At 71.8% G+C, this 13,931-nt stretch carries 13 protein-coding genes; 12 read left to right on the top strand and 1 reads right to left on the bottom strand.

Annotation, left to right across the window (positions count from 1 at the left end):
- Positions 1-89 precede the first annotated feature (89 nt).
- The gene (locus OG522_RS03545) at positions 90-1,355 is read left to right on the top strand and encodes an RNA polymerase sigma factor (RefSeq protein WP_443074655.1); all 1,266 of its coding nucleotides are present in this window, start codon (positions 90-92) and stop codon (positions 1,353-1,355) included.
- Here OG522_RS03545 and OG522_RS03540 read toward each other — a convergent pair.
- Positions 1,343-2,359, bottom strand: coding sequence for a helix-turn-helix transcriptional regulator (locus OG522_RS03540; protein WP_329461436.1), 1,017 nt, complete (start codon positions 2,357-2,359; stop codon positions 1,343-1,345). The genes OG522_RS03545 and OG522_RS03540 overlap by 13 nt on opposite strands.
- Positions 2,360-2,421: 62 nt before the next feature.
- On the opposite strand from OG522_RS03540, the gene OG522_RS03535 reads away from it, so the two are divergent.
- The 11 genes from OG522_RS03535 to OG522_RS03485 all read left to right on the top strand — a co-directional run bounded on the left by OG522_RS03535 (position 2,422) and on the right by OG522_RS03485 (position 13,781).
- The gene (locus OG522_RS03535) at positions 2,422-3,036 is read left to right on the top strand and encodes a TIGR03086 family metal-binding protein (RefSeq protein ID WP_329461435.1); all 615 of its coding nucleotides are present in this window, start codon (positions 2,422-2,424) and stop codon (positions 3,034-3,036) included.
- A gap of 58 nt (positions 3,037-3,094) precedes the next feature.
- Positions 3,095-3,937 (top strand): SDR family oxidoreductase, encoded by an 843-nt coding sequence (locus OG522_RS03530; RefSeq protein WP_329461434.1) that lies wholly within the window; start codon positions 3,095-3,097, stop codon positions 3,935-3,937.
- Positions 3,938-4,156: 219 nt separating this feature from the next.
- On the top strand, positions 4,157-6,058 hold the full coding sequence (locus OG522_RS03525; protein WP_329461433.1) for a bifunctional metallophosphatase/5'-nucleotidase: 1,902 nt from the start codon (positions 4,157-4,159) through the stop codon (positions 6,056-6,058).
- 53 nt (positions 6,059-6,111) lie between these two features.
- The gene (locus OG522_RS03520; RefSeq protein WP_329461432.1) at positions 6,112-6,792 is read left to right on the top strand and encodes a formylglycine-generating enzyme family protein; all 681 of its coding nucleotides are present in this window, start codon (positions 6,112-6,114) and stop codon (positions 6,790-6,792) included.
- A gap of 675 nt (positions 6,793-7,467) precedes the next feature.
- On the top strand, positions 7,468-9,336 hold the full coding sequence (locus tag OG522_RS03515) for a bifunctional metallophosphatase/5'-nucleotidase (RefSeq protein ID WP_443074814.1): 1,869 nt from the start codon (positions 7,468-7,470) through the stop codon (positions 9,334-9,336).
- Positions 9,337-9,411: 75 nt separating this feature from the next.
- Positions 9,412-10,668: an SLC13 family permease gene (locus OG522_RS03510; RefSeq protein ID WP_329467467.1), complete on the top strand. Its 1,257-nt coding sequence runs from the start codon at positions 9,412-9,414 to the stop codon at positions 10,666-10,668.
- A gap of 7 nt (positions 10,669-10,675) precedes the next feature.
- Entirely contained in the window at positions 10,676-11,170 is a 495-nt protein-coding gene (locus OG522_RS03505; protein ID WP_329461430.1) for a universal stress protein, read from the top strand.
- 226 nt (positions 11,171-11,396) lie between these two features.
- The gene (locus OG522_RS03500) at positions 11,397-11,888 is read left to right on the top strand and encodes a fluoride efflux transporter FluC (RefSeq protein ID WP_329461429.1); all 492 of its coding nucleotides are present in this window, start codon (positions 11,397-11,399) and stop codon (positions 11,886-11,888) included.
- Positions 11,885-12,232, top strand: a complete 348-nt coding sequence (locus OG522_RS03495; RefSeq protein WP_329461428.1) for a DUF190 domain-containing protein — start codon at positions 11,885-11,887, stop codon at positions 12,230-12,232. Before OG522_RS03500 ends, OG522_RS03495 begins: the two co-directional genes overlap by 4 nt.
- Positions 12,229-12,603 (top strand): fluoride efflux transporter CrcB, encoded by a 375-nt coding sequence (gene crcB / locus OG522_RS03490; protein ID WP_329461427.1) that lies wholly within the window; start codon positions 12,229-12,231, stop codon positions 12,601-12,603. Before OG522_RS03495 ends, crcB begins: the two co-directional genes overlap by 4 nt.
- Positions 12,594-13,781 (top strand): MFS transporter, encoded by a 1,188-nt coding sequence (locus tag OG522_RS03485; RefSeq protein WP_329461426.1) that lies wholly within the window; start codon positions 12,594-12,596, stop codon positions 13,779-13,781. Before crcB ends, OG522_RS03485 begins: the two co-directional genes overlap by 10 nt.
- The last annotated feature ends 150 nt before the right edge of the window (positions 13,782-13,931 follow it).

Here is a 13,931-nt window from a genome sequence, read left to right as displayed (position 1 = left end):
TCCCGAGTCTCACACCCGGGCGAGTTCGCGAGGCCGGTCCAGGGGCGAACGGCCGAGCTTGCCCCGTTCCCGTGGGGCTGTTCTGATGGGTGGCCGTGACGGCAGCAAGCGCGACCGAAGCGGTCGAAGCGGTATTCAGGATCGAGTCGGCGCGGATCATCGCGGGAGTCGCCCGCATCGTCCGGGACGTCGGCATCGCCGAGGAACTCGCCCAGGACGCTCTGGTCGCCGCCCTGGAGCAGTGGCCCGCGTCCGGCGTCCCGGACAAGCCGGGCGCCTGGTTCATGGCCACCGCCAAGCACCGCGCGATCGACCTGGTACGCCGTAAGGAGACGTACGCCCGCAAGCTGGCCGAGGTCGGCCGGGCGATGGAGGACGTGCCGCCGCCCGACCAGGCTGACCTGGACGATCCGGACCGCATCGACGACGACCTGCTGCGGCTCATCTTCACCGCCTGCCATCCCGTCCTGTCCACCCCGGCCCGCATCGCGCTCACCCTGCGACTGCTCGGCGGCCTGACGACACAGGAGATCGCCCGCGCCTTCCTGGCCCCGGAGCCGACCGTCGCCCAGCGCATCGTCCGCGCGAAACGCGCCCTCGCCGAGGCCAAAGTCCCCTTCGAGGTGCCGTACGGCGCCGACCGCGAGGCCCGCGTCTCCTCCGTGCTCGAAGTCATCTACCTCATCTTCAACGAGGGGTATTCCGCGACGGCGGGCGACGACCTGGTGCGCCCGGCGCTGTGCGAGGACGCGCTCCGGCTGGCGCGGGTGCTGTCGTCCCTGATGCCGAAGGAGCCCGAAGTCCACGGCCTGGCCTCATTGTTGGAGTTTCAGGCCTCCCGCATCGCGGCCCGTACGGGGCCCGACGGCGAGCCCGTGCTGCTCGCCGACCAGAACCGCAACCAGTGGAACCGCCTGCTCATCCGGCGTGGCATCGAGGCTCTCCAGCGCGCGGGCGACGGGCCGTATTCCGTGCAGGCCGCCATCGCCGCCTGCCACACGCACACGACCCGCTACGAGGACACCGACTGGGCGTCGATCGCCGCACTGTACGGCCGCCTCGTCGAACTGACGCCGTCGCCCGTGATCGAGCTGAACCGGGCGGTCGCCGTCGCGATGTCGCAGGGCCCCGCCGCCGGGCTCGCACTGGTCGACGCGCTGCGCGGTGAAGGGGCCCTGAAGGGCTACCACCTGCTGCCGAGCGTACGAGGAGACCTCCTCCTGCGCCTCGGGCGGGCGCGGGAGGCCCGTGCCGAGTTCGAACGAGCCGCGGCTCTGACGGGCAACGCACGCGAGAAGGAACTCCTCCTGGAGCGCGCCTCGCGCATCGGACCCGGTGGTGGTCAAGCGGGGTGAGGGGTGCGGGAGTGCTCCGGGCCGCCCGAGCCCCCGGCCGCCGCCGTGGGGGCGTTTCCCGCAGGCCCGTAGAGTGCGGCGAGTTCCCCGGCCAGGGAGGCGAGCCGCTGCCGGGCCTTTGGGGGCGCCAGGACTTCGACACGCCGGCCGAGCCCGGCCATCTGCGCGGCGACGACCTCTACTGATGGTCCGTCAACTTCGATCTCCATCCGGCCGTTGGGCAGCGGGCCCATGATGCGCAGACGGCTGCCGAACAGTCCCCGCAGGACGGGTTCGGCGTCCGCATCGGCGTGGGCCTGGACGGTCGCTGAGAGCATGCGGTCCTCCATGCGTGCGGCCAGCGACCGCCAGGCCTCCGCGAGGTCGAAGCCGTCCGGCCGCACGACGGGAGTGCCGGTCGGTTCAACGTGGGTGATGCGGCTGAGCCGGAAGATCCGCATCCCCCGGTCGGTGCCCGCCACCAGGTACTCGGTGCCCGCCTTGGACGCGAGGCCCAGCGGATGCACCGTCCGCTCGCCGGCGGGGCTGCCGGGGCGGGCGTACCCGAGCCGGACCTGTATGCCGTCCACCACGGCGTGCCGGAGCGCGTCGAGGTGCGAGCCCTGGGCCGCGACGGGGGAGCGCGACCAGTCCAGGCCGTCGGAGATCTGGGCCCGCGACGCGGCTTCGGCGCCGGAACGCAGGGGTGACGGCAGGGCCCGGACGAGTTTGCGCAGCGCCGTACGCGAGGCGGGCGTGGTCGACAGCGGCCCCGCGACCAGGAACAGCGCACGGATCTCGTCGGCCGTCAGCCCGGTGAGGTCCGTGCGGGCGCCGCCGACCAGCGACCAGCCGCCACCGCGCCCGCGCTGCGAATACACCGGGACACCGGATGCGGCGAGCGCCTCCAGGTCGCGCCGCGCGGTGCGCTCGGAGGTCTCCAGCTCTGCCGCCAGCTCGGCCACGGTCACCCGGCCACGGGTCTGGAGGAACAACAGGGTCGCCACCAAGCGGTCAGCTCGCATGGGGATCATTCTCGCCGGAAAACTGGCCAGAAGATGGCCAATTAAGCCTTGATGCTGAGGTCATGACCGAAACCGCGCACCCCGCAACGGCTTCCGCCGCCGCTTCCACCGCCAACGTCCCCCGCGACTTCGCCCAGGCCGTCACCCTGGCCGGACGCACCATCGCCGCCCTCGCGCCCGACCAGTACGACGCACCGACCCCCTGCCCCGGCTACACCGTCCGCGACCTCGCGAGCCACCTGGTCGCCGTACTGCGCAGGGTCGCCGCGATGGGGCGGGGCGAGGACCCCTTCGCGCTGCCCGGACTCGCGGCGGACGTCGCCGACGGCGCGTGGCAGACCGCCTGGGACGCCGCCGCGCGGGAAACCGCTGCCGCATGGGCGCGACCCGAAGCCCTGAGCCGAGTGCTGCGACTGCCGTTCGGCGCGCTGACCGGCGCGGCCGTCCTCGGCCGGTACAGCACCGAATTCACCCTCCACACCTGGGACCTGGCCACCGCGACCGGACAGCAGCCCGCTTGGGATCCGGCCGTGCTGGCCGCAGCCGTCGCCGCCATGCACCGCGCCGTCCCGGCCGAACCGCGCGGAGGCCGGGTGCCGTTCGGCGCCGTCGTGGACGTCGCGGCGGACGCCCCCGACATCGACCGACTCGTGGCCTGGTACGGCCGCAGGCCATGAGCGCGCCCGTGACCTCCGAACAGTACGCCCCCACCGACCACCGAACCCAGGACTGATCATGATCGTAGTAACCGGAGCAACCGGGAACGTAGGCCGTCCGCTGGTGCGGGCGCTCGCCGCCGCGGGCGAGGAAGTGACCGCCGTGTCGCGTCAACTCCCTTCCTCCTCACACCCGTTGGATGGAGTGCGTCACGTCGCGGCCGACCTGGCCGATCCGGCCGGCCTCGCGTCCGTCCTCGACGGAGCCGAAGCGCTCCACCTCCTCATCGCCGGAGGCAGCGAACACGTGGACCCGCACCGCGTCCTCGACGCGGCGAAGTCCGGCGGGGTGCGACGCGTGGTCCTGCAGTCCTCCCAGATCGTCGGCACACGGCCCGGCGCGGCTTCCCATCTGCACCTCGCGGCGTTCGAGGACGCGGTGCGGCGGTCGGGTCTCGGATGGACGATCCTGCGACCGGGCGGCTTCCACTCCAACGCCTTCATGTGGGCGGAGTCGGTCCGCTCCCACCGCACCGTGGCGGCACCCTTCCCCGACACCGGGCTGCCGGCCGTCGACCCGGCCGACATCGCGGAAGTGGCGTCCCTGGCGTTGCGCGACCCCGCTCACGCGGAGCGCACCTACGAGCTCACGGGCCCGGCGCCGGTCTCCCCGCGCGAACAGGCGCGAGCCATCGGCGACGCGGTGGGAAGCCCCATACGGTTCGTCGCCCTGAGCCGCGACGCGGCGCGGGCGGAGCTCTCGCGGTTCATGCCGGAACCGGTCGTGGACGGCACCCTCGGCATCCTGGGCGAACCGTCGCCCGCCGAGCAGCGGGTGAGCCCGGCAGTGGAGCAGCTCCTGCGCCGCCCGCCGCGCACCTTCGCCGACTGGGCGGCGCGCAACAGCGCGGCGTTCCGGTGAACGGGATCAGCGGCCGGTCCGCGACACGGCCGCTCCCTACCGCCGCGTAAGCGTGTCCGCCACCCGCCGACGATCTAGGTTGGGCGCGCCTGATCCCTGCGCCACGGGGGCGAAGGAACGCGTCCGTCGCGACGCGTGTCCGACGCGTGTCCCCGGGCGCGGGGGAGTCCTTCACCCGAGACGGGGGCCGGTGTGCGCGAGTTCAGCCGACGCAGTTTCATGACCGCGACGGGATCGCTCGGTGCCCTCGTGGCGACCGGGGCGCCCGCCTTCGCCACCCCGCACGCCCGGGACGCCGCGAGCGCGTACGAGTACGTGGACGTGCAGCTGCTCAGCATCACCGACCTGCACGGCTTCCTCCAGGACGCGCCCGCGGAGGATGCCCGGATCACCGGAGCGGGCGGCCGCGTATACCGGGTGGGCGGGGTGGCCTACCTGGCGGCCCATCTGGAACGGCTGCGCGCGGGCCGTGCCAACTCGCTCTTCTTCGCTCCCGGTGATCTGTTCTCGGGGTGGACGATCGACGCGGAGTCGCTGGGCGACGAGCCCACCATCGAGGCACTCAACCGGCTCGGCCTCGACTTCGCGACGGCGGGCAACCACGAATTCGACCGCACGCCCGGCTACTTGACCGGCCACATGGAACACGGCATCCCGTACCCGGGGATGGGGAACACCAACTCCTTCCAGGACTCCCAGGGTGATCCGTTCGACGGCGCGAAGTTCCGCTACTACAGCGCCAACGCCGTCTGGCGGCACAGCGGGCGCCCCGTGCTCGCCCCGTACAACATCGAATGGGTCACCGCGCCGGGCGGGCGGCGCCTGCCGATCGCCTTCATCCACCTCACGACGCTGGGCACGGAACGCTTCTCCACCTCCTTCCAGCCCGCGCTCGCGACACTGGACGAGGTCGCCTCCGTCAACCGGTACGCCGCGGACCTGAAGGCACGCGGCGTCAACGCCATCGTCCTGAGCATGCACGACGGAGCCGTGGCCGGTGACGACTTCAACGCCGGCACGAGCCCCAGCGGGCCCGCCTACGACCTGGCGCTGACCGTCTCGGCGGACATCGACGTGATCGTCACCGGGCACTGGCACTGCGCGTTCAACATGATGCTGCCCGACCCCCGCGGCAAGCCCCGCCCCTTCGTCGAGGCGGGCTGCCACGGGCAGATCATCAACGAGATCAACCTCCGGCTCGACCCGCGCACCGGCGCGGTCGTGCGCGCCCTGACCACCTCCACCAACCACCCCAACACCCGCGACGTGTCCCCCGACCCGGCACTCAAGGAGGTCGCCGACTACTGGACCGGCTACGCGATCCGGCGCAGCACCGCCCCCGTCGGCCGCGTCACCGCCTCCTTCAGTGACCGCCTCAACCCCACGGGGCAGAGCCCGATGGGAAACCTGGTGGCCGACTGGGCCCTGTGGGCCGGCCGACAGAAGCCCGACTCCTTCGACAACGGGAACATCCACCCGAACACGCCCGCCGACCTGGCCCTGATCGCCGTGGCACCCCGCATCGGCCGCAGCGTCATCAGCAGGGGCCTGCCGCGCCACGCCTCGTCGGACGGGACCATCACCTTCGACCAGGTCCGACGGTCGGTCGGCTACGGCTGCCCGATCGTCACCGCAACCGTCACCGGGCAGCACATCCACGACGCCCTCGAACAGCAATGGAGCCTGTCGGGCACGCAGCTCATCTACGCGCCCCTCGCCGTCTCCGCCAACGTGCGCTACGCCTTCGACGCGGCCGCGCCCCCCGGCGGCCGCGTCCACCCCGCCCATGTCCTCATCAACGGCGTCCCGCTCGACCTCGGTGCCACCTACCGGCTCGCCTCGACCTCGTACACCTTCATCGGCGCGGACGGCTATCCCGCTCTGAGCGGATACACCGAAGCCGTCCGCCACACCCGCGACTTCGAGAGCTTCGCCGCCTTCGTGCGTCTCAACTCCAGCCTGTCGCCGAGGGAGTTGAACCGGGTGACGGTGATCAACGGATCTGCTCCGGGCGCCCGGATCGGCTGTCGGGCCCCGCGGCTCCTTCTCCGCGCCGCGCCCGTCCCGGGCGTCCGGACGTGCGAGGACCAGCTCTTGGCCCCGGCGAAGCGCGCGCCTTGAGTCCGTTCGCACCGGTCCGGCCCCGCGCGGGGCGTTGCTAGGCTCGTCCGATCATGGATGTGGGCGCGGTAGCGGCAGAGCAGATGATCGCCATCCCGGCGGGGCAGGTGACGCTGGCGGACCGGCGCACCCAACGCAGGTGGACCGTCGAGGTCGAGGCCTGCCGACTGGCGGCGTTCCCGGTAACTCAGGCGCGCTACGCACAGGTCACCGGTCGGCGGCCGAGCGTCGCACAGGGCGACCGGCTGCCCGTCGAGGGCGTTTCCTGGCTGGACGCGGTCGCCTTCTGCAACGAGCTGTCCCGGCAGCAGGCACTGGCGCCCGCCTACCGCCTGAAGGGCGACTCGGAGGACGTCGAGTGGGACACCTCCGCCGACGGCTACCGACTGCCGACCGAAGCCGAGTGGGAGTACGCGTGCCGTGCGGGTACGGCCGGAGCGCGCTACGGGCCGCTCGACGAGATCGCCTGGTACCGGGGCAACGCGCACGACCGGATTCACGACGTCGGTGGCAGGATCCCCAACCCGTGGGGCCTGTACGACACATTGGGCAATGTGTGGGAGTGGTGCTGGGACCTGTATGACCCCGAGGTCTACGGCAGCTACCGGGTGCTGCGTGGAGGCGGATGGTTCGACGAACCCTGGAGCTGCCGGGCATCGGTACGGCGCCGCAGCCACCCCACCTTCCGCATCGACGACGTGGGATTCCGGGTCGCACGGTCCCTCTCGTCCTGACCCCCGCCGGCCCGCGCTTCTGGCCGCCGTGGTCAATTTCCCCCTGCCGACCCCAACTCCCTTGAGGTAGCGCCGATTTGAGCGAGCGGCTGCGGGGGAGAATCCCCATGGGCACAGCTTTGTGAACGGAGTCGGGCACACCGTGGCGCGGGAAGCGGTGGCCCGTCGGCGGAGTGAGCCGCGGGACCGGGGAAGGGCGGCCTTCGATGAGGAGAGATCAATCCCAGCCCCTCTCAGGTGCCCCTCGCTCCGGAATGCGAAATGGGATCCCTGGCACGGACGCATTCCGCGAGAGGTTGACCCATATTCACCCTGCCGGTGTCCAAGCAGGGTTGAGGCTTCCTGATTTCAGTTCAGCAACTGGTCATGTGACACATCCTGCGAGTTCCGCGCGTCTTTTTCTTTCCGTGCCCTTCGTACGGTTGAGTAGCGGTCGTCGGCAGCTCGCGGGTGCTGGTCGATGCCCGGCGGCGGCGTGTCATGGGTTCGGCCCTCGGGTTGTGTTGTATTCCTTGTGCCCGCGATCAGCGGATTCGAGTCGCGTAGTTCTTCAGGCCGCCAGGTGGGGAGCCGGAACACCGCTCCCGGCGTGGTCGCGTAGCTTCGAATGAGGGAGTCGATATGTGGGGCGTGGGTCGGCGCAGCTTCATGACTGTGGCGGGATCACTCGTGACGATGGCGGCAACGGGCACTCCGGCCCTGGCCACCGGCCACGCACACGACGCCGCGAGCGCATCCGAGTACGTGGACGTGCAGTTGCTCAGTATCACGGACCTGCACGGCTATCTACAGGCCCCGCCCGCCGGGGACGCGGTCATCACCGGCGCGGGCGGCGAGCAGTTCGTCGTCGGCGGAGTGCCCTACCTCGCCGCGCACCTGAAGGCCCTGCGGGCGGGACGCGCCAACTCGATCTTCTTCGCGCCGGGGGACCTCTTCTCCGGCTGGGAGTTCCCGGCCGAGACGCTGGCCGACGAGCCGACCATCGAGGCCCTGAACCGGATGGGGCTCGACTTCGCGACGGCGGGTAACCACGAGTTCGACCGCACCCCCGGCTTCATGATCGACCATATGGAGCAGGGCAGACCGTATACGGGCTCGGGCTGGACCAACAGCTTCCCCGATTCCACCGGGCGGACCTTTCCCGGCGCGAACTTCCGTTACTACTGCGCCAACATGCTGTGGGGGAATTCGGGAAAGACCGTCCTTCCCCCGGTGAATGTGGAATGGGTTCAGGGGCCGGGCGGCCGACGGCTGCCGATCGGATTCATTCATCTCACCGTCACCGGCACCGAAACCTCTTCGACCGGATTCCAGACGGCGCTGCGCATGCTGGACGAGTTGCAGACCGCGAACCGTTATGCGGCGCTCCTCAAGTCGCAGGGAGTCAACGCGATTGTGCTGAGCATGCACGACGGGGCGGTGGCCGGAAGCGACTTCAACAGCGGCACCGAGCCCACCGGTCCCGCCTACGACCTCGCGCTCGCCGCGTCGCCCGACATCGACGCGATCGTCACCGGGCACTGGCACTGCGCGTTCAACATGATGGTGCCCGACCCGGCCGGCCGGCCCCGCCCGTTCATCGAGGCGGGCTGCCACGCGCAGATGATCAACGAGATCAACCTCCGCCTCGACCCGGTGACCGGCAGCGTCGTACGGGCCCTGACCACGTCGACCAACCACCCCAACACCCATGACGTGACGCCCGATCAGGACCTCAAGGACACCGCCGACTACTGGACCGGATACGCCCAGAACCGGGGCGCGACCCGCATCGGCCGGCAGACCGCGTCGTTCACCCGCACCCTCAACAGCTCGGGCGAGAGCACGATGGGCAACCTCGCGGCGGACTGGGCGCTGTGGGCCGGGGCACAGCCCCTGGACCCGTTCGACACCGGGAACATCTACTCCAACGTCCCCGCCGACCTGGCTCTGATCGCGCTCGCCCCCCGGCAGGGGCCCAGCGTCATCAACACCGACCTCACCCTCGACGCGACCACCCAGGGCGCGGTCTCCTACCGCAAGGCGTTCAATGCGGTGGGCTACGGAAACCCCATCCTCACGGCCACCGTCACCGGCCAGTCCATCCACGACGCGCTGGAACAGCAGTGGGCGATGAAGGGCACCGTCCTCACCTACGCGCCGCTCGCCGTGTCGCACAACGTGCGGTACACCTTCGACGCCGCCGGGTCGGCCGGAAACCGGGTGAACCCGGCGGACGTCCTCATCGACGGCACCCCGCTCGATCCACACGCCACCTACCGGCTCGCCACGACGGCGTACACCCTGATCGGCGCGGACGACTACCCCGCGCTGCTCAACCACACCGAACCGGTGCGCCACACCCGCGACTTCGAATCGTTCGTCGCGTACGTCCAGAGCCAGTCGGTCCTCACCCCCGCCCCCCTCGGCCGGGTCTCCCCGCGCAACACCACCGCTCTGCGCGCGGAGACCGGACGCCTGATGCCCCTGCCCCGGACCCTCAACGCGGACGACACCCCCCGGGTGGCGGTGGCGGGCGGAAACGGCGGGCCGGGGCGCTGCTGACCGGTTCGCCGCAGCGTAGGGTGGTGCGGCCCCGGGCCTCCTGGGCCGCGATCGTTCACTGCCGGGAGGCCGACCCTGAGTACCGTCATTGCCGAGACCGTCTCGGCCCTCCTGCTCCTCGCGGTGCTCGCGTTCGCCGTCGTACGTCCCAGGGGCCTGCCGGAGGCGGTCGCGGCGGTGCCCGCGGCAGGCCTGGTGGTGGGGCTCGGCGCGGTGTCGCCCACCGAGGCGTGGCAGCAGACCCGAGATCTGCTGCCCGTGGTCGGCTTCCTGGCCGCGGTGCTGGTACTGGCCCAACTCTGCGATGACGATGGCCTGTTCACAGCGGCGGGAGATGCTGTCGCCCGCGTGTGCGGCGCCAGCGCCCAGCGGCTGCTGGGCGGAGTGTTCGTGGTCGCCGCGGTCATCACCGCCGTGCTCAGTCTCGACGCCACGGTCGTGCTGCTCACGCCCGTGGTGTTCGCGACGGCCTCGCGCGTCGGTGTCCGCGCCCGGCCCCATGTGTACGCCACCGCCCACCTGGCGAACTCGGCCTCCTTGCTGCTTCCCGTCTCCAACCTCACCAACCTGCTCGCCCTGGCCGCCAGCGGCCTGTCCTTCACCCGGTTCGCGGCACTGATGGCACTGCCCTGGGCCGCCGCCATCGCCGTGGAGTACGCCGTCTTCCGCGCCTTCTTCCGCACCGACCTGGCGGCCGGCCCGCGCGAGGTGCGGGCGGCCGGGCACACCGAGCTGCCCGTGTTCACGCTGGTGGTCCTCGCGTTGACGCTCGGCGGGTTCGTGGTGACCTCGTTCGCCGGCATCAGCCCGGCCTGGGCCGCCCTCGCGGGCGCGCTCGTCCTGGCCGCCCGCGGACTCACCCAGCGGCGCACCACCGTGGGCAAACTCGTGGACTCGGCCGGGCTGCCGTTCTGCCTGTTCGTCCTCGGGCTCGGCATCGTCGTCAAGGCCGTGGTGGACAACGGCCTCGGCTCCGCGATCGGCCACCTCTTTCCCGGCGGCGATTCGCTGCCCGCCCTGCTCGCCGTCGTCGCGGTCGCGGCGGTCCTTTCGAACCTCATCAACAACCTGCCCGCCGTGCTCGCCCTGCTGCCGGTCGCCTCGGCGGGCGGTCCCGGCCCGGTGCTCGCCGTCCTCATCGGCGTCAACCTCGGCCCCAACCTGACCTACGTCGGGTCGCTCGCCACCCTGCTGTGGCGTCGCATCCTGCACGAACACGACGACGCGCCCCGACTCGGCCACTTCACCCGCCTCGGACTGCTGACCGTTCCCGCCACACTGGTCGCGTCCACCGCGGCGCTGTGGGCCGCGCTGCACACGATCGGAGGCTGACCGCGCCATGAGCGCCATCATCTGGATCACCGAGGGCACCTGGCCCGCCTGCGTCGACGCGGCCCGCCGGCGCGCCGACGACACCGACCTCGTACTCCTGCACGTCACCGACGACGCGGTGTCCGAGGCCGCGCACGGCGCGTTCGCCGGACTGCTCGGCCGCGGCCACCGCGAACGCGACCCCGGCACCCGTCTCGAAGACCTCTCCCGGGATGCCGCCGACCGCCTCTTCGCCGAGGCGGAGCGGCGCCTGGGCCGTCCGGCCCGCCGCCTCGCCCTCCACGGCCGCCCCGAGCAGCAGGTCGTCCGCGCCGCGGAGGGCGCCGATCTGCTCGTCTGCGCCCGTGACGGCGACCGCACGCACCTCGGCCCGCGCAGCCTGGGCCCCGCGACCCGGTTCGTCATCGACCACGCGCCGTGCCCGGTGCTGCTGGTCTGGCCGGACGCGGCCCCCGGCCTCGGCTCGCTTCCACCGCGCCCGCCCCATCGCCCCGAGCCCTGACCCGCGCCCGGCAGGGGCCGGTTGGCGAACGGCCGGGACCGGGCGCTAGCCTGGAGAAGCGGTGACCTTCTGTGGTCACCGCGCGGCGGTGGGGCCCGCCGTACCCGAACCGCGGCATCCGCCGCCAACGGTCCCTACTTGCGAGCGCGTGCGCCCGGGGTTGGGATATCCCCTGCTCGAACCAAGCCGAGAGCTTGGGGAAGGGTGCCCTGCAGGTAGGAGACGTATGTCCAAGGGAGCCCAGCAGCCGAGGGCGGCCTTCGAGCCCACCGACCCCGACGTCGACCTGGCCGTACCCGCCCAGCGGCGGGACCTCGCCCGCGGCCTCGGCCCGGTCCTGGCGGTGGTATCGCTCGGCGGGGTGATCGGCGCCTGCGCCCGCTACGGCGCGAACCTCCTGTGGCCCACCGCGCCGGGCGCCTTTCCCTGGACGACCCTGCTGGTCAACGCCGTGGGATGCGCCGTGATCGGTGTGTTCATGGTGGTGATCACCGATGTGTGGGCGGCGCACCGGCTGGTGCGGCCCTTCTTCGGGACGGGCGTGCTCGGCGGCTTCACCACCTTCTCCACGTACGCCGTGGACATCCAGAAGTTCGTGGCCGGCGGACAGGTGCGCACGGGTCTGACCTATCTGGCATTGACACTGCTGACGGCCCTCGCAGCGGTGTGGAGTGCGGTGTGGCTGACGCGCCGCGCACTGGCGTGGAGGCAGCGATGACCAGACTGACCGGCCGGGCTCTGCGGGCCACGATCTTCGTCGGCGAGAGCGACGTGTGGCACCACAAGCCCGTCTACGCCGAGATCGTGCACCGCGCGCATGCGGCGGGACTCGCAGGGGCCAGCGTTTTCCGCGGCATCGAGGGCTTCGGCGCCTCCTCCCTCATCCACACCCAGCGACTGCTGTCGCTCAGCGAGGACCTCCCCGTGGCGATCGTCATCGTGGACGAGGAGGGCCGGATCCGGGACTTCCTGCCGCAGCTCGACGAACTCGTCGCCGAGGGCCTGGTGATCCTGGACGACTGCGAGGTCATCCGGTACGTGGGACGGGAGCGCGCCAAGTGAACTGGCTGCTCGTGATGGCGGGCGCGGCCGTCGGCGCCCCGCTGCGCTACCTGACCGACCTCACCGTGCAGAAGAGGCACGACACCGTCTTCCCCTGGGGCACCTTCACCGTCAACGTCGTCGGCTGCCTGGTGCTCGGCCTGCTCACCGGCGCTGTCACGGCGGGCGCCGCGAACTCGCAGGTGCAGCTGCTCATCGGCACCGGCCTCTGCGGGGCGCTGAGCACGTACTCGACCTTCTCGTACGAGACGCTGCGGCTCGCCGAGGACGGGGCGAAGTTGTACGCCGCCGCCAACGTCGTCGTGAGTGTGGTGGCCGGACTCGGCGCGGTCTTCACGGGAGTGGCGCTCGCCGAGGCGCTGTGGAGCTGAGACCGGCCGCGGCAGGCATGCGGCCGTGGCGTTTCGTGGTCTGGTTCGGCACGGTCAGCCTCCTCGCGGACTTCGTCTACGAGGGCGCGCGCTCGGTCACCGGAGCCCTGCTCGCTTCGCTCGGCGCCTCCGCCCTCGTCGTCGGCGTGGTCACCGGCGCGGGCGAGGCGGCGGCGCTGGGCCTCCGCCTCGTCTCCGGGCCGCTGGCGGACCGCTCGGGACGGTTCTGGGCGTGGACGATCGCCGGGTACGCCCTGACCGTGGTCTCGGTTCCGCTGCTCGGCCTGGCCGCGACGGTGTGGACGGCTTGCGTACTGGTGATCGCCGAGCGGGTCGGCAAAGCGGTACGGTCCCCGGCCAAGGACACCCTGCTCTCGTACGCGACCGCCGCGACCGGCCGGGGACGCGGCTTCGCCGTGCACGAGGCGATGGACCAGATCGGCGCGCTGATCGGCCCATTGACCGTGGCTGGAGTGCTCGCCCTGACCGGCGGCGACTACGCTCCCGCGCTCGGCGTGCTCGCGGCCCCCGGCGTGGCCGTCCTCGCGCTCCTCGTCCGGCTGCGGCGGCGGGTTCCGAACCCGGGCGTCTACGAACACCCGGCGGCGGCCGAACCCGGCGCGGTACCGAAGGGACAACTGCCCGCCGCGTTCTGGATGTACGCCGCCTTCATCGCCGCCACCACCGCCGGGTTCGCCACCTTCGGGCTGCTCTCCTTCCACCTGATCCAGCGCGGGCTGCTCGCCGTGGCGTGGGTGCCCGTGCTGTACGCGGGGGCCATGGCCGTGGACGCGCTCGCCGCGCTGGCCACGGGATGGGCGTACGACCGGATCGGACCGCGGGTCCTCGCGGTGCTGCCGCTGCTCGCGGCCGCCGTTCCCGCCCTCGCCTTCACCCGTACCCTCGTCACCGCGGTGTGCGGCTCGCTGGTGTGGGGAGCGGCCATGGGCATCCAGGAGTCCACCCTGCGCGCCACGGTCGCCGACCTCGTTCCGGCCGGCCGCCGGGCCACCGCGTACGGGATCTTCGCGGGCGTCATCGGTGGTGCGAGCCTGGCCGGGGGCGCGCTCATGGGAGCCCTGTACGGCTACTCGATCCCCGTGCTCGTAGCCGTCGTCGCCGCGATCCAGGTCGGTGCGCTGGCCCTGCTCGCCGCCTTGTTGATCAAGAGGGTCTGAGCCCGGCCCCGGGCGTGCGCAACCGATCCCGATCATTTTGCGTCTACGGGCTTGTAGACGGTCATATGCTGCTCACCAGGCCGTCACCTGGCAGCCCCCCGTACGACCTGCCCCGTTCTCCCACGGGGCGCGCATCGCCCTTCGATCCCC

Origin of the sequence: Streptomyces sp. NBC_01431, from assembly GCF_036231355.1 — a bacterium.
Taxonomy (GTDB): Bacteria; Actinomycetota; Actinomycetes; order Streptomycetales; family Streptomycetaceae; genus Streptomyces.
The sequence above is the reverse complement of the archived record's forward strand: the minus strand, read 5'-3'. Positions and strand labels throughout refer to the sequence as shown.